This is a genomic window from Laedolimicola intestinihominis (assembly GCF_040096155.1).
GTDB lineage: Bacteria > Bacillota > Clostridia > Lachnospirales > Lachnospiraceae > Laedolimicola > Laedolimicola intestinihominis.
Window position 1 is genome coordinate 238,772 of record NZ_JBBMFE010000002.1, and the last position, 21,531, is coordinate 260,302.

Sequence of the window (21,531 nt, forward strand, 5' to 3'; positions counted from 1 at the left end):
CCTCCTAATCCCTAGTTTCCAAACTCTTTCGCCAAGACATGCTCCTGTGTAATCTGGCCACTCACAATATCTTCCCGGAACAATTCTCCATTGATTCTACCCTCATGATATACCAATAGTCTATCGCTCATAGCCATTACCTCCGGAAGCTCCGAAGAAATCAGTATCACGGCCATACCCTGTGCTGCGAAGGAACACATCAGAGAGTGAATTTCTGATTTTGCTCCCACATCAACACCTCGTGTAGGCTCGTCCAGGATCAGCACTTTTGGTTTTGTCATCAGCCATTTTGCCAGCACCACCTTCTGCTGGTTCCCACCGCTTAAGTTAATTGCGTCCTGATCGAGAGACGCCGCCTTTACCGTCAGAAGATTCGCGTATTCCTTATTTTCCTCTTTCTCTCTTTTCTTGTTTAAAAGTAATCCCTTCTGATGTACCGGCAGATTTGGAAGAGAGATGTTTTCGCTGATGGAACGATATAGACACAGCCCATACTGCCGTCTGTCCTCGTTCACCATGGCAATCCCATTTTCAATAGCCTGGCGCGGATTCTTATTGACAATCTCCTTACCGTCCAGATAAATATGTCCGGCTTCCAGTGGATCCAATCCAAAGATAGCCCTCATGGTTTCACTTCGTCCTGCTCCGGCCAGACCCGTCAGACCAAGGATTTCTCCTCTTCTTACCTCAAAGCTGATATCACGGAAGCCTTTTCCTGTAAGACCTTCTACCTTAAATACCACATCCCCAATCTCACATTCCGTCTTCGGGAATACATTCTTCACTTCCCGTCCTACCATCATGGAAATCAGAGATTCCTCTGTCACCTGGCTGATGGGCTTGCAGTCAATAAAACGGCCATCACGGAACACCGAAACCGTATCACAGATATTGAATATTTCCTCCATACGATGCGAAATATAAACCACACTTACGCCCTTTTCCTTCAGCTGCCGGATGGTCTGAAACAATCGCTCCGTCTCCTCATTATCCAGGGATGATGTTGGCTCGTCCATAATAACCAGCTTAGCGTCACAGGACACAGCTTTCATAATCTCTATCATCTGCGCCTGGGCCAGCGTCAGGTCTCCAACCAGATGTGTGGGGCTGATATCAAAATCAAATTCCTTCAGAATCTTCTCCGCCCGCTTATTGGTAGCATCCTTTTTCAGAAAGATGCCCTTTGTGTCTTCATTATGAAGGAAGATATTTTCTGCTACAGTCAGGTGGGGCTCCGGATTCAGCTCTTGGTGAATCATCGTGATACCCCGTTTAATTGCTTCCGCCGGTCCGTTTACCTTATAGGGATTTCCTTCAAATGTGATGGTTCCGGAATCAAATTTGTGCAGCCCTATAATGGATTTCATTAAAGTAGATTTTCCGGCGCCGTTTTCACCTACCAGCGCGTGTACCTCTCCCTTTCTGATATGCAGTTCCACGTCCTGGAGCGCCTTCGTACCTCCAAAGGATTTCGACAATCCCTGAACCTCCAGAATATAGTCGCTGCTCCCCCTTTTTTCCGCCATATTTCCGCTCCTTCCCGCGAATCTCAAAAATAGGATTTTATCTGCGTCCCAGTCGCGTTACTGCTTCCAAGGTTGCCTGACCTTTTTCATAAATCTCCTGGTACAAGCGATAATACTCTTCGTAGCATTCGTGTATTTCTTTTCGTGGTCTTATAATCCTGTCTTTATAACGAATCATTTCCTTACTCGCAGTCTGAATGTCTGGAAAATAATGAATGCCAACTGCTGCTATCATTGCCGCTCCATATCCGGCCTGTTCCTGATGAAGTGTCGTTTTTAGTTCCACATTATACATATCTGCCTGCATCTGCAACCACGGCTCACTTCTGTTTCCTCCGCCGATTGCTGTCATGGAATAAATTTCGGCCCCAGCCTTTTTGCAGGCATCCAGGCAACTTCTCATAGCATAGGTGACGCCTTCCATCACTGCTCTTGTCAAACGAGCTCTGTCAGTAAGATAACTTAGTCCCCAAAACACTCCGCTAATGTCGCCGTTTAGTCTCGGACATCTTTCTCCACTCAGATATGGAAGGAAAATAAGTCCGTCACTGCCCGGTTTTATTTCAGAAACCTGTTTATTTATCTCATCGTAATCCTTTTGATCCAGGATTTGATTCAACCATCTTAAGCTCGAACCTGCACTCGTCATCGCACCCATCACGTACCATCTATCTCTGGCATATCCCTGGAACGTGTTAATTCCCAATTTCGGATTTGCTTCTGCTTCTCCGGTCTGGATACAAATCTGGCCTCCACTTCCGATATTGGCTGTGGCCTGTCCGGGACTGACCGCCCCACATCCGATACTCTGCATGACCTGATCAGCGCCTCCCAAAACTACCGGAATTCCTTTTTTTAATCCAAGTTCTCTGGCTGCCTCCTCGGTCATCGCTCCACATATCATTGCGCTGTCCCCAAATGGTGGAAAAATATCCACAGGCAGTCCCACTTTTTCCAAAACCCGCTCTGCCCATTTTCCCTTTTTCATATCGAAAGCCAGGGTGGCTGAAGCATCCGAATAATCAGTTCCGATTGTGCCTGTCATTCGGAATCTTAGATAATCCTTCGGCAAAAGCGTATATTTTGTCTTTTCCAGTATCTTCTGTTCGTGTTTCTTCACCCAGCACAAAGTTGGCAACATGATTCCGGTGGCTATGGGATTCATCAGTATCTTTTCCGCTTCCGCTCCCAACAACCTGTATATTTCTCTTACCTCATCCTCTGTGCGTGCATCACAATGTATGATTGCTGGACGCAAAACCTGATATTCCTTGTCCAGTAATACTGTTCCATGCATTTGTCCAGAAAATCCAATTGCTGCTACGGCATCTAGGATTTGCGGGTTTTTCTTTTTCAAAGCCCCTATAGCAGCTTTCAACGCCTGCCACCAACTCTCTGGTTCCTGTTCCGCATATCCGTTTTTTCGACATATCACAGAGTACGAGCTACCGGAAATTTCTACAACCGTTCCCGTTTCATTTATGATGACTGCTTTCAGGCTGGATGTCCCCAAATCAATCCCCATAAAATAGGACATCTCTCTTTTGTCCTCCTTTGCCCAATAATTATCGCAATCAACTTATACGTATATCTTTGTCATTATTAAACCATACTTGTTCGCATATGTCAATATATTTTTCCGATTTTTGTACCAGCATTTCCTACTAATTTGTATTTTTCTTCATTTTACATCTTTTTTCAGACTTCTTTTTCTTCTCGCTCCAGTGTTTTTACTGTCTCGCCTTCTAAAATCTCCGGCTGTAAAAAAATGTTCTCTCCCCTATCTCCATTTTCTATCATTCGCAGTAGTTTTTCAGCTGCAATTTGCCCATTCTTTAACGGATCCTGACGCACAGAAGTCAGTTTTTTCCGTCCGAACATGCACATGTAGGATCCATCATATCCAACTACAGATACATCCTCTGGTACACGAATTCCGTTTTTCTGTAAAAGTTCTATAATCGCAAGTGCCAGCTCATTATTAAAGCAAAACACCGCCGTCACTCCAGATAAGCAGGTCTTTACCAGTTCTTCCTGCTCCACAAATTCCCGGAATTTCTCATATACGTACCACCGCGTCCATTCTTTTTCTTCCTCGATTCCCGCTTCACTCAAAGCCGCCTGATACCCCGCATACCGCAGGCTTCCACAACACTCCCCACTGTTCATCAGACACGCTATCCTTCTGTGACCCCTTTCAATCAGATAATTTGTCGCCAGCCGCCCGCCTTCAAAATCATCATTTACCACGCACGGAAACCCAGAATACGGAAGATAGCTTCCTAGTGTAACACACGGCATGCCCTTCTCCTTAATCTTCCGATAAAGATACAGATTCGAATGTAAAAATGCACTTTGAGCCGGTATAAGAATTAAACCAGCATAATCATTATTCATCGCTTCCCTTAAATATCCAGCTTCTTCCTCGGTTCTGTTATTAGAAATTCCCACATTCAGCGTATATCCATTTTCTCTGAGTGTCTGCTCAGAGCCCCCTATATATTCTGGGAAAAAGTATTGTTGAGCAAACAGTGCGATAAGCATCACCATTTTTCTTCCATTCCCTTTTGGCGCAGGTTCCCGTACAAAACTTCCGCTGCCCCGTACCTTTGTGACATACCCATCCCTAGTCAACTCCTCCAGCGCGCGACGCACCGTCTGTCTACTGAAACCATACCTTTCCATCAATTGAAGCTCAGAGGGTACCTTTTCCCCCACTGGAATACGCCCAGAAACTATTGCTTCTTTCAATTCTTTATAAACAACCTGATACTTCGCCGACATTTCCTTCGTTTTCATATATTTCCTCCGTCGCATTTTATTTCCACACATTTTCTCGCATCTGCTTCTTGTTATTGTGCAGTCTTTTTGCCCCATTATATCATATATATCTCTTTCTTTATATTCTTTTATTTCTATTGACTTTTTTCTTTTACTCATATATAGTATAAGTACAAGAAACTTGTACGTATAACTAATTATACTTGTTCACACATCTTTTTTCAAGGTAAATCCGGAGGTTTTTATGAATTCAATTTTCAAAACAAATCTAAAGCACTTTGCTGAAGCCGTATCTACTACAACAGACGAACAGTTAATTCCAGTACAGACTTGCACTGAAGCTACCAAAAATGCACTTTTAACCGGGAATAAAATTATGTTATGCGGTAATGGTGGAAGTGCGTCTACCGCCTCCCATATTACAAATGATTTTATCGGCCACATGAAAAACTGGACCAGAAAGGGCTATCCTGCCATTGCGCTCACAGCAGATATTTCTGTTTTGACCGCTCTTACCAACGATTATGGATATGACTCTGTCTTTTCCAAGCAGGTAGCTGCTCTCGGACAGTCCGGTGATATTCTCTGGGGTTTCAGTACCAGCGGTAATTCCAAGAATATCATCAACGCAGTAGAAACATGTAAGGAAATGGGTATTAAAACTATTATTTTTACCGGAAAGGCCGGCGGAAAGTTGAAAGACTTGGCCGATATCTGGGTTCCGGTCAATACCGACGAAGCAATGCTGGCCGAGGCGCTTCACCTTTTCTATATCCATAGCATTGCAGAAAGCATCGAATATGATTTAGATCCTACTGAATAGCATTTCATTTTACAGGAGGCTACAATGTCAAAAATCAAATACGGAAGCCAGACGTATCCCTGGCAGATGAACATCAAGAAATTTCACGGACAGGTGCCTCACATGGCAGATACGCTTATCAAAGCAGGCTTCACCGGAATGGAAGCCGAAATCTGCATGCTGGAGGACTACTACACAGATTGGCAGAAATTAAAGGATCTTCTGGACGAAAAGCAGATCGCCTTTGCAGCCCTGGCTGTACACGAGGACTGGCTTCTTCCGGAGGAAACCGACGGCGAACGCGAACGTCTCGACGAAGCCATTGAATTTCTGACTCATTTTCCAACCGCTAAGCTCATGCTGGGACATGTGGCTGCCGATCCGGTACGGGAACACAATCTCTATGAAAAGCAGGTAAATCAGCTGAAGTGTATTTCCGCCATCGCCCAGCGGGCTGCGGAGGCCGGCATCGTGACTGTCTTCCATCCGAACTCCGGCGAGAATTCTATCTTCCGCTATGAGAGCGACTACCATATTATGTTTGACACTCTTTATAGCAAGGGGATCGGCTACGCTCCGGACGCAGGACATATGCTCAACGGAGGAATCGATCCGCTGAAGGTTATCCGGGAACACCGCGATATCGTGCAGCATGTACATTTTAAAGATATGACGCCGGATCATGTATGGGCTACTATGGGCGAAGGAATCGGTGATTTCAAGTCCATCGTAGACTTTCTGGCAGATACCGGATATCAGGGTTGGATTATGACTGAGGATGAATCTCCGGATGCAGAGCAGGATTCTGACGGCGTTGTACTGGCAGACGGCGCATATATGAAGAGCATCGCCCGCTAATACCGAAAATTATAAAAGTATCAAAATAAATGACAATTTTATCAATCAACAGGGGGTTTTTACATGAGCAACAAAAAACATACCGTCGCAATTATGGGCCTGGGTGTCCGCGGCAAAACACATTTAAAAGGAATTATGGAGAATTCTGACCGTTATGAGGTGGTAGGTCTCTGTGATCTGCGCGAAAATGTTATGAAGGCCGTATCTGAACAGTGGAAGCTGAACGTACCGCTTTACACAGATGTGGAAAAAATGCTGGCCGAGACAAAACCGGAGGTTTTTGTATTCGTTACTTACCCGAATCTCCGTCTCTCTATGATAGAACTGGCCCTGAAATATGGCATTAAAGCCGTATCCTTCGAAAAGCCCATGGCTGAGGACATGAAGGAAGCAAAAAAAATGACAGACCTGTGCGTACAAAATGGTGTAAAGGCCATTGTATGCCATCAGCAGAAATATCTGACCCAGATGCAGGAACTGAAGAAAAAGGCCGATCGCGGCGATTTCGGACAAATTAAGAAGATCTTTGCGGAGACACAGCCCTGGATGGCTCAGCTGGGAACCCACTATGTAGACTACATTATCTGGGCAAACGGCGGCTGCCGCGCAAAATCTGTTGTTGGTCACGTACACGGCCCGGCCACTCTAAAGGATAATCATCCGTCACCGGATTTCCTGATGGGCGAAATTCTCTTTGAGAATGGCGTCCGCGGATATCTGGAGTGCGGTTATTTTTCCGAACGGCACAATCCGGAAATGTACGCGGATTCCGACAACCGTCTGACTATCTGGGGGACCAACGGTTATGGCTATGCCGAAACCGATGGTTTCTGGGGCGAATGCAGCAAGGCTACCAAGGGCGAATTCATTACCGGAAAGGAACCAGGCTGGTACCATCATCAGGAAAAACAGATCCAGACTCCGTACTACACCGAGTACGCCGACTGGCTGGACGATGACTCCAAGCCCCATTCCTGCAACATCGAAACCGCCTTCCATGGATACGAAATTCTGGAGGCTATGTGCTTAAGCGCCCTGAATAACACCCGCATAGATCTTCCGCTCACTAATTTTGATTACGAGCCGGTTCTGGAACGTATGGAAAAAGAGCTGCCGGAATGCGGAACTCATTTAAGAGCACTTTATACAGGAGAGGAGCCAAGAGAAGAACGTGACTAAACAATGCAAAGCAAATGGACTTACAATCAGCTATGAAGAAAGCGGCGCAGGCGAGCCTCTTATTCTCCTGATGGGCCTTGGCGCACCGGGAAGCAAATGGGCTCCGCATATAGCTGCATATGAGAAACATTTTCATGTATATGCGCTGGATAACCGGGGTGCCGGTCAGTCTGATAAACCCGTTTCTTATTCCTATACCATCGAAGAAATGGCCAGGGACACCATCGGATTTATGGATGCGGTTGGTATCGAATCCGCCCATTTCAATGGCATTTCCATGGGAGGAGCTATCACCCAGTATCTGGCGGTGAATTACCCGGAACGTGTGCGCTCCATTATCCTGACCAATACCTTCCCCAGCTGTTGTGTCAGCTTCCGGCGCGCCATCGAAATTCTGCGCGAGGCCTGCGGCCAGCTGGATGGCATCACCTTTGGCCGTCTGGGACAATGGATGATCTTTGCGCAGCCATTCCAGGAAACGGACGAGACTTATATGTTGGACTCTGAGCTGGCCGATATGGCTGCCCCCTACCCGATGCCGGGCTACGCCTATAAAGCACAGTGCAACGCCATTCTGGGCTTTGACATTTTAAAGGAGCTTCCCAAGGTCAAAGCTCCGGCTCTGGTTGTCGGCGGTGACCGGGATCTCTTTGTTCCGGTTGAAGTCACCAAGGCTATGTGCGACGCCATCCCGGGTGCAAAGCTTTATATGGCCCAAAACGGTGGACATGTGCAGCACTGGGAGCAGCTGGAGAAATACAATCAGGTAACCCTGGATTTTCTGCTTGCGCAGCTTCACTAATATCTTTTTACTATGCCTCGGTTTTCCTCCCTGTGAACGCCGATTGCATATAAAAATGGGAATGTCCGATCCTAATCACAAAAATCCCCGAACCGTTATGACAGAGACGGTTCGGGGATTTTGTGTTGTTCTTTTCTGCTACTGCGCTGCGTCCGAAAGCAGGATCCGGTCATTATCCAGTTCATATCCCGCGCCTGCCTTGAAGCGGGTCAGCAGGTCTTCCACAGTCATATGTTTTCGCTCTTCGCCGCCCACATCCAGCACGATATTGCCATCGGCCATCATCAGGGTCCGGTTGCCCAACTCCAGGGCCTGGCGCATGTTGTGGGTGATCATCATGCAGGTGATCTGTTCCTGCTCTACGATGTCTTTGGTCAGCTGTAGCACCTTCTCTGCCGTTGCCGGGTCCAGGGCTGCGGTATGCTCGTCAAGGAGCAGCAGCTTCGGCGTTACCAAGGTTGACATAAGTAGTGTCAGTGCCTGGCGCTGTCCGCCGGAGAGAAGACCCACAGGCTGCTTCATCCGGTCTTCCAGGCCCATATTTAACAGGGCCAGACGCTCCCGGAACAGTTCCTTATCCTTCTTCGAGATACGGGAAAAGGCCGAGGTTCCCTTGGCGCTACGCAGATACGCCAGCGCCAGATTTTCCTCGATGGTCATGCCCGGAGCCGTGCCCTTTAAGGGGTCCTGAAACAGCCGCCCGATGAAGCGGCTGCGCTTGTGCTCGGGCAGGAAGGTGATGTCCTCACCGTCCAGAATGACTGCGCCGTCATCCACGTAAAACCCGCCTGCGATGGCGTTGAACAGAGTGGATTTTCCGGCTCCGTTAGAACCGATGATAGTCACGAAATCGCCGTGATTCAGATGTAGAGAGAGTCCGGACAGAGCCGTCTTCGCATTGACCGTTCCCGGGTTAAAGGTTTTCGATATGTTCTGAATATCCAGCATTACGAACGGCCTCCTTTCGCTACGTACGTCTTTTTCCGGGCACTCTTTTTCTGCTGAAATACCACCCAGTTCTTAATCGTCGGGAACGCGATAGCCAGCGCCACAATCACAGCCGTCACAAGCTTCAGTCCCTGTACCGGCATAATCTTTGTATACAGTACAATCGCGTAGATGAATCGATAGATAATGGAACCAATCACAGCCGCCAGGGCGCCTTTGACTACGCTTTTGCGACCCAGTATGGTCTCACCGATGATGAGACAGGCAAGACCGATGACCACGATTCCGGTTCCGCCGTTGATATCGGCGGTGTTCTGATACTGACCTACCATGGCTCCGGAAAGAGCCGTCAGTGCATTGGCCACGCAGAGGCCTACGGTGATCGTGAAGGTCGGATTGACGGAAGAAGCACGCACCATGTCGATGTTATCGCCGGTGGCACGGATGGAAAGGCCAAGCCGGGTGCCCAGGAACAGCACCAGCAATACGCCCGCCAGAATAACCACTGCTCCGGCCAGCAGTGCCTCATACCACTGTCCGCCGATACCGGTCTGCTGGAACAGGGTGAAAATGGTGGCTGTCTTCAGAAGGCTCACATTGGCACTCCATTTCATAACCATCAGGTTGATGGTGTAAAGTCCCATATTGGTGACGATACCGGCCAGGATGGACGGCACGCCAAGTCTCGTCTGCAAAAATGCGGTCACAAAGCCGGCGCAGACGCCTGCTGCCATGGCCGTCGGAATAGCCAGAAACGGATGTCCGGCTGCCGCCATGGTGACGGACACCGCAGTGCCCAGCACGAAGCAGCCATCGGTGGTCATATCGGCGATGTCCAGTACACGGAAGCTTAAGAACAGGGCCATGGGCACCAACGCGTACAGAAAGCCCAACTCCAGGGCTGTTTGTAAAATATGTAACACAGGAATCCCTCCAAAATAGAGATGGGCAGGACAGCCGCGTTTCTAAAATTCGCCGCTGTCCTGCTTTTTGTCTCTTCTTATTTTAAAATCTGTGATTAGTCTTCGGTAGTCTGAACCTCTACGACAGTTCCCAGGTCATTGAATACGGAGTGGTCGATGTCAAGAGTATCAGCTGTCTCTGTATTAACAGTGATGATGCCGCCCTCTGTTACATAGTAGTCTTCCAGACCGTCCATACCCTCTGTCATAGCGGTGTATGCCAGGTCAGCTGTCTGGGAACCAAGATCCGTGTAGTTCACGCCACAGGTAGCGAAAGCGCCGTTTCTTACGAAGGAGTCAGCTCCGGTGTAATGCGGGATGCCTGCCTTTGCCAGGTCCTCATAGATTGCCAGCTCTGCTGCCATGATAACATTGTCGGTCGGTGTGAAGATGGCGTCTACTTTATCAGCTACCAGCGCGGATGCTGCTGCGATAACCTCGTCGTTGGTATTGGCTGTTTGCTCGGTGTAGGAAATGCCCTTCTTATCCAGGTATGCCTTCGCGTCTGCAATCGGCTTGGTGGAGTTTGCTTCGGACAGGGAGTACAGAAGGCCTACATTCTTAATATCCGGGTTCTGGGCCAGCATCATTTCCATGATTTTGTTGGTATCCAGAGCGTCGCTGGTTCCGGTCACATAGTCGATGCCGGTCAGCTCTGCTGCCTCCGGATCGGAAATTGCTGCGAAGACAACCGGTGTCTGGGTGTCCTGGGCGCATACGGTCATAACCTGTGCTGCCAGAGTCGCAATCGGGATAATAGCGTCTACGCCGTCCGCAATGGCCTGGTCGCCAATCTGCTTCAGGGTCGTCTGGTCGTTCTGTCCGGAATAAATCTCGTAATTGATGGTCACATTATTATCTTTTGCAATCTGATCCAGCTCTGCTGCCACTGCATTTGCAATCTCATCCAAAGAAGCATGGTCAAGCTGCTTTACGATGGCTACGTTGTACTCTGCAGTATCGCCGGATGCTGCATCCGCCTCCGTCTCTGCTGCGGTGCTGTCTGCCGCGGCATCTGCGGAAGTATCGGCCTTGGATCCGCATCCTGCCATGGAAACTGTCAGTGCTGCCGCACAACCAAAAGCTACCAGTTTTTTCAGATTCATCTTCTTCATAATTTTTTCTCCATTCTTTTTTAATTTAGATGGCAGATGTGACAGTCGGCTTTGCCGGAGGCGGCTGTCTGGAGGAAAGTATCATTCGTTCTACCCCGCCAGGTAAATCCTGAGAACACTCCGTGTTCCCAGGCTCGCGGCTGTTTGCCGCATGTTTAGATGAAACTCCAAACTGGATGATGTGCAAGCACCTCCTCCGGCCCGGCTTTTCATCTAAACGCCTGGCTCATTAGGTATACGAAAAACGCCTCTGCCCCATATACATGGGACAAAAGCGTTATATACTTCTGCGATACCACCCAAATTGACATTTCCTGCGAAATGTCCACTCGCTACACGTACCATCATACGTGCCCCGATGGATAACGGGTGGGGTCCCGTCAGCTTCTACTTGACCGTTTACTCGTTCAAAGCCGCCCTCCGAAGTCCATTCACCGACTGCTTCACGCTCCGTTTCCACCCTCCGGAACTCTCTGTAGATCCACATCTGTCCGTTACTACTCTTCTTCACAGGTTTCTCTGTTTGATGTTGTTTGTATTATATGCACGTTTTTCTGGTTTGTCAATAGTTTTCTAAAAATTTGTTTTATTAGTTTAACTTATTAAAGTCTCTCCACTTGACATTCCCTCTTCGCCCGTCCTATATTCTACTGTCTCTTATACTCTCTCCCGAGATAATAATTCACCTTAAAAAACCCCAGCACCAGCCAGTAACACAGGTTATAATGCCCCGTCCGCATCAGCCACAGGTAAAGCTTGATCGACGCCGACAGCTTATCCATCGTATGCTTTTCCATGGCATCACGTACCATCACGTCCTCACAGATCCGCTTCACATTAGCGACCACATTCCGGCGCCCGGCCTTATAATTCCGATAAATCTCATTTTTCACCGCCAGCACAGCCAGTCCGAGAAAATCATTCCGAATCTGCGCCGTGAAATCATAGACGCCCTTAGCGTCGCTGATAGCCTGAAGCCGGCTGATTAAAAGCTTCACCTTCTCAATATAAGAGCTGTCATACTGCCCCGTAATTGATTTGTTATTAATCCAGTAATGATAGGGATAAAAATTCTGCACCACGCATAGCTTCTTCGTATCCAGAAGCACCGGGAACGTAATCTGCAGATCCTCCCCCACCGCCACCTTGTCATCGCAGAACTGCACATTTGCCTGCAGAAGCGATCTCCGGAACAGCTTCGTCACCCGGGCAGGCTGCAATGTCCGTCCGAAAAAGTAGCCATCATTGATAAGCGTTGGAAATAAAGCCTCCAAGTCCGCCCGTCCATAGACTTCTTTTTTGAAATTCGAAATTTCATTTCTTTTCGGAATCTTCGGATCCTCAAAATCAAAGACCAGCCCGCAGACCGTCACATCCGCATCCTCCTGCTCGGCAAGTGTCAGCATCCGCTCATACATATCCGCGTCAATCCAGTCGTCGCTGTCCACGAAGCCCACGTACCGACCGGTCGCAAGCTCCAGTCCCGCTTTCCAGGCGGTCGTCAGGCCGCCGTTTGACTTATGATGCACCCGGATATTGGCGTGCTCCGCTGCATAAGCGTCACACATGGACCCGGAGTTGTCCGTGGAACCATCGTCCACTAAAATAATCTCCAGCTCCTTCACTGTCTGATTTAAAATACTGTCCACACAGCGCTCCAGATACTGCTCCACATTGTAGACCGGTACAATCACGCTTAATCTCTTACTGCTTTCCATTTTCATCCTTCACCTGATTCAGTAGTTTCCGATACAATCCCGGCCAGGTCAGAAACAGCCGATAGCCAATCTCCGTCCGAAGCGGGAACTTCCCATACTTCTTCACACGCCGCAGACCTTCGCGAATCAATGTCCGTATTTCCTCCTGCTGCTTTTCACTGCCCGGAAGCTGATCCCGTAAGCCAAACCAGATATCGATACTTCCATCCGCCAGCGCCTGAAGTCCCGGCACCATCAGCTCTGTATAGCCTTTTTGTTCAAAGAAATCCAGCCGCTCCGCTACCGCCGTCACCCAGTCCATCCGTTTTGGATTGAACCCCCGGGTGATACTCACCGGCGTCACGAAATAGCCGTACAGGGAGCGATCCACATAAGCCGCTTTCTTCACCTTATCGTAGATACGGTAAGTGGTCGCCTCATCCTCATGGATTCTGCCCAGCGGATATCGGATATCCTCGAATAATTCTTTTCTGTAAAGCTTATTCCACGCTACCACAAAATAAGCTCCGTCCGGCACATAGAGATTCGCCAGCATCTCCCGGCCTGTATACACGCGCGTCTCCCCGGTTCCATGCTCCGGAATTGTCTCACCGCGCACATATTCCCAGCGGCAGACACTTAAGCTGCTACCCGTATCCACACAGGCCTGATACAGTCGCTCCAGAAAATCTGCCGTCAGATAATCGTCCGAATCCACAAAAGCCAGCCACTGACCCTGCGCCATGTCAATGCCCGCATTACGTGCCCCGGACAGACCTGCATTTTCCTGGTGAATGACCTTCACCCGGCTGTCCTGTCTGGCATACTCGTCACACATGACCGGGCAATTATCCGGCGATCCGTCGTCCACCAGAATGATTTCCATATTCGTATAGGTCTGCTCCAGCACTGAATCCACGCACCGGCACAGATATTTTTCCACTTTATAAACAGGAATAATTACTGATATTAAATCATGCATCTTCTGCTTCCTTTTCTTCTTCCTCTGCCGCCCGTCTGGCCCGAACCAGCATGGCCCGCAGCTCGCACAGCTCATAGGTTAGCCGCTTCCAGCCCCGGCGCATGCAGAAATGAATCACCTGATAATCGAGAGCCCTAAGTGCCGCCATCTGCCCCGCTTCCCGCAGTTCCGCGTCCCGGCAATAGGCGTCTATGACTTCCAGCTTCTCCTTCTTCGTTTTCTCCGCATCGAAAGGAAGCCCCTCTACGTCGTCCAGCATATCCTGAATCAAACGGGCATTGATGACACCGCTCTCATCCGGATGCCCTGCCAGTTCCTGATAAAACTCGTTCGTCTCCCGCCAGATATGCTTTGCCAGCATCAGGCGATCCTCCCGCTTCTGCGACGAGAGACTCGCCCCGGTCTCATCCTGAATATAGTGGCAAAGCGGCGCTTTCACAATGGCGATTCCATCCGCCCGCCGCAGATAATCCAGATTAAACAGCAGGTCTTCCCCGAGACTTAAGGACTCGTCAAAACGTCCCGTCAGCTCCCGTTTATACAGCTTGTTCCAGGGCATATTCAGAAATCCTTCGCCGTAGAGCGCCAGAAAATTTTCCTCGCCGCTTTGTCCCGGCACCTCCGGAATCCGGACGATGTCCCGGCCCTGATAGTGATGATGAAAGCCGCAGATGGCGATATCGTCATTTCCGATGCCACTCAGAAGCTTCTCCACCATATCCTGTTCCACATAATCGTCGCTGTCCGCGAACAGTAGATAATCACCCTTCGCAGCCTCAATACCCACATTCCGGGCCGAGGACACGCCGCCATTTTCCTTATGAATCACCTGAATCTGGCTGTCCTCTTCCGCCAGCTTGTCACAGAGCTCCCCGGAACCGTCCGGCGAACCGTCGTCCACCAGGATCATCTCTGTGTCCTCTACCGTCTGCGCCAGCAGGCTTTCCACACAGCGTTTCAGCGTATCCTTACTTTTATACACAGGTACAATGATACTTACCATTTCAGTCCCTCCTCATACTGGAGCCTAATGCTTTACCAGTTTACTGCGCACCTTTTCCAGCACCATCTGCCGCTCACCTTTCCGCAGCACCACAAAAAAGTTCACAAGCAGCGCCAGGATTCCGGCCACGATGCCTACGCTAAACAGCTTGAGCCAGCCGTCGATGTTGATAAATAACTCAAAGGGCAGTACCACCAGGCAAATCAGGCCGATGGACACCAGGCCCATCAGAATATCGCCGTAGAAGGTATACCATTTCACCTTCAGGCAGTGAGCCGCGTAAAGCGGCGTGAAAATCAGATTACGCAGGATTCCATAGACCATGCTGACGCCCACGATGGCATACATACCGAGATCCGTGGTCTCCAGCAACACAAAAACCGTTGCCACGGTCAGTACGCCGCTTCCCACAATGACCATGGAATTCACTTTTACCTTCTTGGTAATCAGAAATACATGGTACAGTACCTGAATGCTGGCGCTGACAAAGAGCGTACCCACATTCAGAAGAGCCAGAATATAGAGTTCTTTTGGGTCCTGTGTCTTGCCCACCCAGAGTCCGAAAAAGGTCTTACCGAATACCGTCAGGAACGCAATGGGGATACTGATAATAAATATCATAATGCGATCCGCGCTGGCGATAATCTCCAGCAGCTGTTCCTTATCTTCTTTTGCATAGGCAATCGTCATCTGCGGGTTAAAGACGCCCGCAATGGTTCCCATCAGATTCGAGATTACCTCCGGAATCTGGGTAGAGATAGAGATGGTCGTCATGGCCGCTGAGCTGACCATAATATTCGCGATAGAGGTATTCAATCCATCCAGCAGAAGCTGTCCCAGACGGGTCACCGAATTCCAGGCCCCCAGAGACACCAGTTCCCAGATCTTGCTCCAGCGGAAATCCCGAATCCGAATCTTCATATCCGGCAGCAGCCTTCTGGTAAAGGTCAGGTTCGCCACCGCCTGAATCACCGTGGAGCAGACTGACGCACAGCCCACGTAAAACAGATAGGGCTTAAAGCAAAGATAGCAGACCGACAGTACAGTCAGACGGGTCAGCTCTCCGAGAATCATGGAAATGGAGCTGAGCTCCAGACGATCCTTACTGTAGGAAGCCACGCTGAACACGGAAGTAATGATGCTGATCAGGAAGTTCAAAAAGATAAAGAAGAACAGCATCTGGATATCCATCAGGCTGGCCGCTTCCGGGATCTGGAAAATTCTTCCTATATACATGACCACGAACAACGCCGGGAACATAAATACCACCGCCATCAGCACATTGGCGAAGAACACGGAAGAAAAATATTCCTCTGCTTCCTGCTGCTCATTCCGGTGAATCCGGATAGTAATAAACCGGCTGGCCATGGTATTCAGGGCCGACACGATGATCTGGGCCGCCGACACGAATTTATTGGCGATATCCGTGAAACCATAGGCATTTGGAATCATCGACTCAATAATCGGCACCAGGATAAAGCCCAGAAGCATATTGACGCCAAAGGCCAGAAGCTGGGCCGTCATGTTGATCGCTACTCGTTTTTTATTCATAAAGTTCCGTTTCCTTTTTTACAATATCAATACTGCCTTGATGAGATACATCACTGTCAGCAGCTGTCCTACAAGACCCGCATACATCAGGCCCCGCTCCGCAGACCGGTTCCAGGTAAGCCGTCCATTCCGGAGCACCAGCAGAAACGCCGGCATAAACGGAATGAAATACCGTCCCTGCACACCCTCAATGGAGATATGATCCCGTGGCGTCCAGGTAAGCAGCATGCCCGCCAGAATCAGCCCTGCACAGACCGCACAGACGCAGACAATCCACCATTTCTGCCCGGTCTTCACATACTGAGGTTCGTCCTTCGTCCGCATGCAGGACAGTACCAGAAGCAGCAGAAACAGCATGGGAATCACTTCCGAAATCTCGATTTCTACCCACCCCATCTTCTGTCCTACCAGAGACATCAGATAGAAAGCACTCTTGTCCGCAATGGTATTCGCCATGATACGCACCAGCTCCAGAGGCTGTGACAGGAAATACCCGAGGGTATAACCGGCTGTGGTGGAAGAACCGACTGTAGCCGTGGCCTCTGTAGTCGTTGCTATATAATTGACTGCCACGGTGTTCTTATTTACAAAAGCCAGCACCGGCAGCAGACACAGAGCCAGAATGCAGAAATTCCGCACCCGTTTTCCGCCGAAGCGCTCCGCCGGAATCAGCAGCGCCAGCAATGCGATAGGCAGATAGATACCGCTTTTTCCGTAGATCATCACAATACTCAAGATTCCCATGACCAGAATATCCACCGGCTTCACCGGTTCTTCCCGCCAGGTCAGAGAAATGCAGCAGCAGATATACAGGAAAATCACACCGTTAATCACCGCGTCATAGGAAAAGGATGTACACTGCTGCAGATTCATGGGCAAAATTGCCAGTAAAAACAGCGTTATCTTTCCAAAGGGCAGCTTTTTCATGCCGATATATGTCATCAGCGCGAAGAACAGAAGACTGCACCAGCGCGCCAGCAGATACATGGGCACTGTTCCCAGATGCAGAAGTCGCGCCAGCGTCATGCCAAGCACCGCCGGAAGATACAGAATCATCGGCGCTTCCGTGGTGGATGTAGCGTCCGCCTCCACCAACCGGTTGTCCCTTACGCCCCTGAAGAATCCGTCGTAAATGTTCTTATAATTCTCCAGGCTGGGCTCCGATGTAAATTCGATCTTCGTATCCTCCATCCGCTTATAGCACTTATTCTCGCCCGCCGACTCGATACCAAGCAGCGTATTGGAATGCCGGTAGGTCATGTCGATATGATAGGACTCATCCGGCGTCATATAAGGCGTAATCAGGAAATTATACAGAATGCCAAGGCAGAGAATCGTAAACAGAAATACTTTCTCTATCTTGCACTTCCGCATAAAAGCCAGGTAATAAAAGCCTGCGCACACGGCCTCCGCAAACAGAAACATGGCAAAGAAATACTTTTTCAGGAACAGATTGAAATACGTATGGGCGTTCATGCTGAGCCGGACCGCGCTCTCCGCGCCGTTTACCAGCAGGGTATTCTCTTTGTAATAACCCTTTGGCGTCACAATCACTGACAGACCTGAATCCAGAAGCGTATCCGCAAAATGCAGCTTCACCTCGTAGGTATGTCCCTTGGTATCCGTCTGGGAGTTGTCAAAAATCAGGCCCATATACTGACCGTCCAGCAATGTGGCCGCGTCGATATCCGCTGCGCAGAGCAGGCTTCCCTGATCCGCCAGATCGGTCGTCTCGCCGGAAGCTGCCGCCCCGGTCACATCATAGACCTCTGCGTGAATCAGCCCCTCTCCCGCAAAATTCTCGCCCAGATCCATCCGCACACCCAACCCCACCAACTGTTTTTCTTCGGTGGTATAATACTGAATCAGCTCCTGTGTATCCGCTGTCACGGGCAGCAGCTCCTGATTGTCCTTCATGACTACTTCCCGATGGGTGCTGTTCATGGCCTTTCGAATCTGTACGTCATACACATACAGGAACATAAGCGCCGTAATAAAAAGCAGCAGTCCCAACCCCAGGAGCTTTTTATGTTTCTCATAGAAGGTCTTCAGCTTTCTCCCGAAAGCAGCCGCTTTTTTCCCAAGTCCGGAATCCCGCTTTTTTGTCGCTTTTTCCTGCTTCTTCCCGGACACCAGGAAAAACATGGCTCCCAGAATCGTCAACATCAGCGTCGTGATCAGCGGTTTCTTCACATAGTGCACCTGTGTCCGGTACACCGCATTAAAAATCAGATTATTCTCCAGGATCTGTCCATCCTCGTAGGATGTTCCGGCTGTCTCCGTCTCCGTATTCAGCCAGATATAGGGTCCGTTCTTTATACCCTTTCCGGTGATGACCACCTCGACAGCCTGTCCCACCGGCTCCTGTGTAAAGTCCACACCCCAGAAACCCTCGGCACCCAGATCCTGCAAATCATAGGAAGCGCTGGCCAGAAGCTCCCGGGTCTGCGCGTCATAGGCCCCGATATCAATCCGGCCATCCGTATAGACGCCCTCGTCATCCGCCGTAAAATAAAAAGAAAGCTGGCTTAACGCCTGTGCATCTGGCAGGTATTCAAATCTCAGCTCTGTATCATCCGTTATCGCTTCTGTCTTCAGTTTTAACGAGGGCTTTCCGATACCCTCCAGCCCCCGGGATTCCAGTCTGTCATGGGGCATAGCAACAGACACGGCGAAATAGAGTATGCAGAATACTGCATACCCTATCGCCCATTTCTTCTTATTCTCCAAGACCACTCTCCACTGCTTCTACCATTGCAGCCAGCGCTTCTGTTTCATCTGCGCCCTCACAATGAAATTCAATCTCATCTCCTGATTTTACACATGCACCCAGTACGCTTAAAACACTCTTCGCATTGGCTGTTGTATTGCCAAAGGTGAAGGTTACCGCGGAGCGGAACTGCATGGCCGTCTTGCAGAGGATTCCTGCCGGACGAAGATGAAGACCTGTCGGATTTGTGATAGTTACTTTTTGACTTACCATAGATGTCAACCTCCCGTTCTTTTACTCTGTTGCCGAGTCATTTTTACTCTCCCCCGCACTGTCTCCGCTGCTATTGTCACCAGCGGTGTTATCCGGGGTACTGTTTCCCGTTGTATTGTCATTTCCGGCGTCCGAGACATTCTCCTTTTTGCTGTCTATGCTGCCGTTTGTACTGCTGCTGTCTCCTGTAGTCTTATTGTCGTCAGCTGCTGTTCTCTTTACCAGTTTATACTGGATTTCCACATCCTGCATCAGGCTGCAGCCACTGTCCGGAAGAGTTACGTTCAGGGTTTCTGTATAATTCCCCGCTCTGGTGTGTCCCACATCCAGCGTCACTGCAATCGCCTCTGTATCCAGAGCTGCCAGTTCGCTGCTGGTTCCCATTACCACCAGTTCAATACTGCTGGTGTCGCCGAAGTCCACTTCCATTCCTGCCGGCACATTCTGTACACCGATGCGGGATACCGGGATGGTCACAGTCTTGCCCTGCTTCTTCTCAATTTCCACGCTGACCGCGATCAAAGCGTCTGTCTCGTCCGCCAGTCGAATGCCATCGGGCAGATACTGGGTAATGTCGATGGTCTGCTGCTGATTCTCGGAAACACCGTCGATATTGATCGCCTCATCCGGAATCAAAATCGCTGTAATCTTACTGATTGCGTCAGAAGCTCCGGCAATCATCACTGTCTCCGGTTTATAGGAGATGGAGCTGAAGCTGTAGCCCTCTTCCGGTGTGCCTGTATGGCCTACAGACAGCGGAACTGTCTTGCTCCGCAGCATGGTGATGGCCACATCCATACCGTCGTTCTTTCCGGTATATTCCAGATAAGTGGTATCTACGGCTTCGCCGTCGCTGTTCAGCACATTCAGCTTGCCGTGAATGGTCCGGTCTGAGTTGACGCCGGTGGTCTTGATCTCTACCTCCACGCGCTTGATCTTGGCGATCACGGAAGCCGGGCCGCTGATCTGAATCAGGCTCTGCTCCGGAAGCGCGGTTCCGATCATGTAACCGTCGGCCACCTTTCCGTTCTGCTTCACCACTACGTTAAACTGCTCCGAGGATGCGTCCTCTACGCTGATAACTACGTTTTCCCGGCTCAGGTTGATGTCGGCGCTGCGGATGTTTTTATTGCTGCAGGTCACCTCGATACCTACCAGATCGTTGTACTTGATATTTTTCTGCATATCCGCCGTCGCGGTAAAGTCCGTGATATCCAACTCACGCAGAACGGATTTCTTGCCCCACACACGGATACTGATGACGTCGCTGCCGTCCTCTATCTTGTAAACCTTACCCTGATCCGTTACCACGTTCTCATTGAGCATCGTGACCTGAATCGGAGAGAAATCCCTGTATGTATAGGGATCGTCAATATTCATGACAATCAGCCAGAGCATAATGGCTCCGATCACGGAAAGGAGCTTCAGTCCCAGGTTATTTGTCAGCATTTTTTTCATGCTTCTTCACCCGTCCTTTCCATAATCTGAATCTGCCATTGTCCTGCGCCTTATCCTGGGCTGCCACAAGCTGCGCCCGGAGGTCATCCTGATTCAAATTGCGCTTAATGTCACCCTCCATGGCCACAGACACAGCTCCGGTCTCTTCCGATACCACGATGGTCAGGGAATCCGTCACCTCACTGATTCCCACAGCTGCTCTGTGACGGGTTCCCAGCTCCTTACTCAGAAACAGGTTATCCGACAGCGGCAGATAACAAGTGGCTGACACAATCCGGTCACCCCTGATGATGACCGCGCCGTCATGCAGCGGCGTATTTTTCTCGAAAATATTGATCAGAAGCTGACTGGTAATCACGGAATCCAGCGTAATGCCGGTACGCTCATACTCGTTCAGCGGCGTCTTCTTCTCAATGACTATCAGCGCTCCGGTCTTGACCTTGGCCATCTCAAAGACCGCCTTTATAAGCTCATTAACGGTCTTGTCGCTGAACCTGGCTTCCGACTCCTTCGCGCTGTCAAAGCTGAATACCGAACTGATGATGTTCTGCCGTCCCAGCTGCTCCAGCGCTTTACGAAGCTCCGGCTGAAATACAATAACCAGCGCGGTAATTCCCAGGCTGAAGATATTCTTGCCCAGCCATAGAATCGTGTTCAGGCGGAAGGCCCAGGCCACAAAAATGAATACCAGCAGAACCGCAAAGCCCTTCAGAAGTACCCATGCGCGGGTCTTCTTGATCCACACCATGATTTCATAGAGCAGGAAAGACAGGATAATAATATCCAGTAGATCATTCCAGTGGATGGTGTTGAACGCCACATATTGATTGATATAGTTCCACACAGAACCCTGCACTTTTTCACATCCTCTCTGCCGCCGGCCA

The 21,531-nt window shown here is 49.7% G+C and carries 18 protein-coding genes and 1 other annotated feature; of the genes, 4 read left to right on the forward strand and 14 right to left on the reverse strand.

Going from position 1 to position 21,531, the window contains the following annotated elements; genetic code table 11:
- Window positions 1-11: 11 nt before the first annotated feature.
- The 3 genes from WMO29_RS03480 to WMO29_RS03490 form a co-directional block, all read right to left on the reverse strand.
- Window positions 12-1,526: a sugar ABC transporter ATP-binding protein gene (locus WMO29_RS03480; protein ID WP_349163783.1), complete on the reverse strand. Its 1,515-nt coding sequence runs from the start codon at window positions 1,524-1,526 to the stop codon at window positions 12-14.
- 37 nt (window positions 1,527-1,563) lie between these two features.
- Window positions 1,564-3,063, reverse strand: coding sequence for a xylulokinase (gene xylB / locus WMO29_RS03485; RefSeq protein ID WP_349163784.1), 1,500 nt, complete (start codon window positions 3,061-3,063; stop codon window positions 1,564-1,566).
- 161 nt (window positions 3,064-3,224) lie between these two features.
- Window positions 3,225-4,325 (reverse strand): GntR family transcriptional regulator, encoded by a 1,101-nt coding sequence (locus WMO29_RS03490; RefSeq protein ID WP_349163785.1) that lies wholly within the window; start codon window positions 4,323-4,325, stop codon window positions 3,225-3,227.
- Between the two features lie 226 nt (window positions 4,326-4,551).
- Here WMO29_RS03490 and WMO29_RS03495 point away from each other — a divergent pair, with 226 nt between their 5' ends.
- The 4 genes from WMO29_RS03495 (at window position 4,552) to WMO29_RS03510 (ending at window position 7,948) form a co-directional block, all read left to right on the forward strand.
- On the forward strand, window positions 4,552-5,130 hold the full coding sequence (locus WMO29_RS03495) for a D-sedoheptulose-7-phosphate isomerase (RefSeq protein WP_349163787.1): 579 nt from the start codon (window positions 4,552-4,554) through the stop codon (window positions 5,128-5,130).
- 24 nt (window positions 5,131-5,154) lie between these two features.
- Entirely contained in the window at window positions 5,155-5,967 is an 813-nt protein-coding gene (locus WMO29_RS03500) for a sugar phosphate isomerase/epimerase family protein (RefSeq protein WP_349163788.1), read from the forward strand.
- Window positions 5,968-6,030: 63 nt separating this feature from the next.
- Complete coding sequence (locus WMO29_RS03505) at window positions 6,031-7,146, forward strand: Gfo/Idh/MocA family protein (protein ID WP_349163789.1); 1,116 nt, start codon at window positions 6,031-6,033, stop codon at window positions 7,144-7,146.
- Window positions 7,139-7,948 carry an alpha/beta fold hydrolase gene (locus WMO29_RS03510; protein ID WP_349163790.1) on the forward strand — a complete coding sequence of 270 codons (810 nt, stop codon included), beginning with the start codon at window positions 7,139-7,141 and terminating at the stop codon, window positions 7,946-7,948. The genes WMO29_RS03505 and WMO29_RS03510 overlap by 8 nt, the downstream gene beginning before the upstream one ends.
- Before the next feature lie 138 nt (window positions 7,949-8,086).
- On the opposite strand, the gene WMO29_RS03515 is transcribed toward WMO29_RS03510, so the two are convergent.
- From WMO29_RS03515 to cdaA, 11 genes are all read right to left on the reverse strand, one after another.
- The gene (locus WMO29_RS03515) at window positions 8,087-8,896 is read right to left on the reverse strand and encodes an ABC transporter ATP-binding protein (protein WP_349163791.1); all 810 of its coding nucleotides are present in this window, start codon (window positions 8,894-8,896) and stop codon (window positions 8,087-8,089) included.
- Window positions 8,896-9,819 (reverse strand): ABC transporter permease, encoded by a 924-nt coding sequence (locus WMO29_RS03520; RefSeq protein ID WP_349163792.1) that lies wholly within the window; start codon window positions 9,817-9,819, stop codon window positions 8,896-8,898. The genes WMO29_RS03515 and WMO29_RS03520 overlap by 1 nt, the downstream gene beginning before the upstream one ends.
- Window positions 9,820-9,914: 95 nt before the next feature.
- Window positions 9,915-10,973 (reverse strand): ABC transporter substrate-binding protein, encoded by a 1,059-nt coding sequence (locus WMO29_RS03525; RefSeq protein ID WP_349163793.1) that lies wholly within the window; start codon window positions 10,971-10,973, stop codon window positions 9,915-9,917.
- Between the two features lie 261 nt (window positions 10,974-11,234).
- Window positions 11,235-11,493 (reverse strand) — a binding site (T-box leader).
- A 127-nt stretch (window positions 11,494-11,620) separates the two neighbouring features.
- A complete protein-coding gene (locus WMO29_RS03530) occupies window positions 11,621-12,691 on the reverse strand; it encodes a glycosyltransferase (RefSeq protein ID WP_349163794.1) in 1,071 nt (356 codons plus the stop codon).
- Window positions 12,678-13,652: a glycosyltransferase family 2 protein gene (locus WMO29_RS03535; RefSeq protein WP_349163795.1), complete on the reverse strand. Its 975-nt coding sequence runs from the start codon at window positions 13,650-13,652 to the stop codon at window positions 12,678-12,680. Before WMO29_RS03535 ends, WMO29_RS03530 begins: the two co-directional genes overlap by 14 nt.
- Window positions 13,645-14,655, reverse strand: coding sequence for a glycosyltransferase family 2 protein (locus tag WMO29_RS03540; RefSeq protein ID WP_349163796.1), 1,011 nt, complete (start codon window positions 14,653-14,655; stop codon window positions 13,645-13,647). The genes WMO29_RS03535 and WMO29_RS03540 overlap by 8 nt, the downstream gene beginning before the upstream one ends.
- A 24-nt stretch (window positions 14,656-14,679) precedes the next feature.
- The gene (locus tag WMO29_RS03545) at window positions 14,680-16,206 is read right to left on the reverse strand and encodes a lipopolysaccharide biosynthesis protein (protein WP_349163797.1); all 1,527 of its coding nucleotides are present in this window, start codon (window positions 16,204-16,206) and stop codon (window positions 14,680-14,682) included.
- 18 nt (window positions 16,207-16,224) lie between these two features.
- Window positions 16,225-18,936: a DUF2142 domain-containing protein gene (locus tag WMO29_RS03550; protein WP_349163799.1), complete on the reverse strand. Its 2,712-nt coding sequence runs from the start codon at window positions 18,934-18,936 to the stop codon at window positions 16,225-16,227.
- Complete coding sequence (locus WMO29_RS03555) at window positions 18,926-19,189, reverse strand: HPr family phosphocarrier protein (RefSeq protein ID WP_178038740.1); 264 nt, start codon at window positions 19,187-19,189, stop codon at window positions 18,926-18,928. The genes WMO29_RS03550 and WMO29_RS03555 overlap by 11 nt, the downstream gene beginning before the upstream one ends.
- Window positions 19,190-19,210: 21 nt before the next feature.
- Window positions 19,211-20,647: a CdaR family protein gene (locus tag WMO29_RS03560; protein WP_349163800.1), complete on the reverse strand. Its 1,437-nt coding sequence runs from the start codon at window positions 20,645-20,647 to the stop codon at window positions 19,211-19,213.
- Window positions 20,625-21,503, reverse strand: coding sequence for a diadenylate cyclase CdaA (gene cdaA, locus WMO29_RS03565; protein ID WP_178038738.1), 879 nt, complete (start codon window positions 21,501-21,503; stop codon window positions 20,625-20,627). The genes WMO29_RS03560 and cdaA overlap by 23 nt, the downstream gene beginning before the upstream one ends.
- Window positions 21,504-21,531 lie beyond the last annotated feature (28 nt).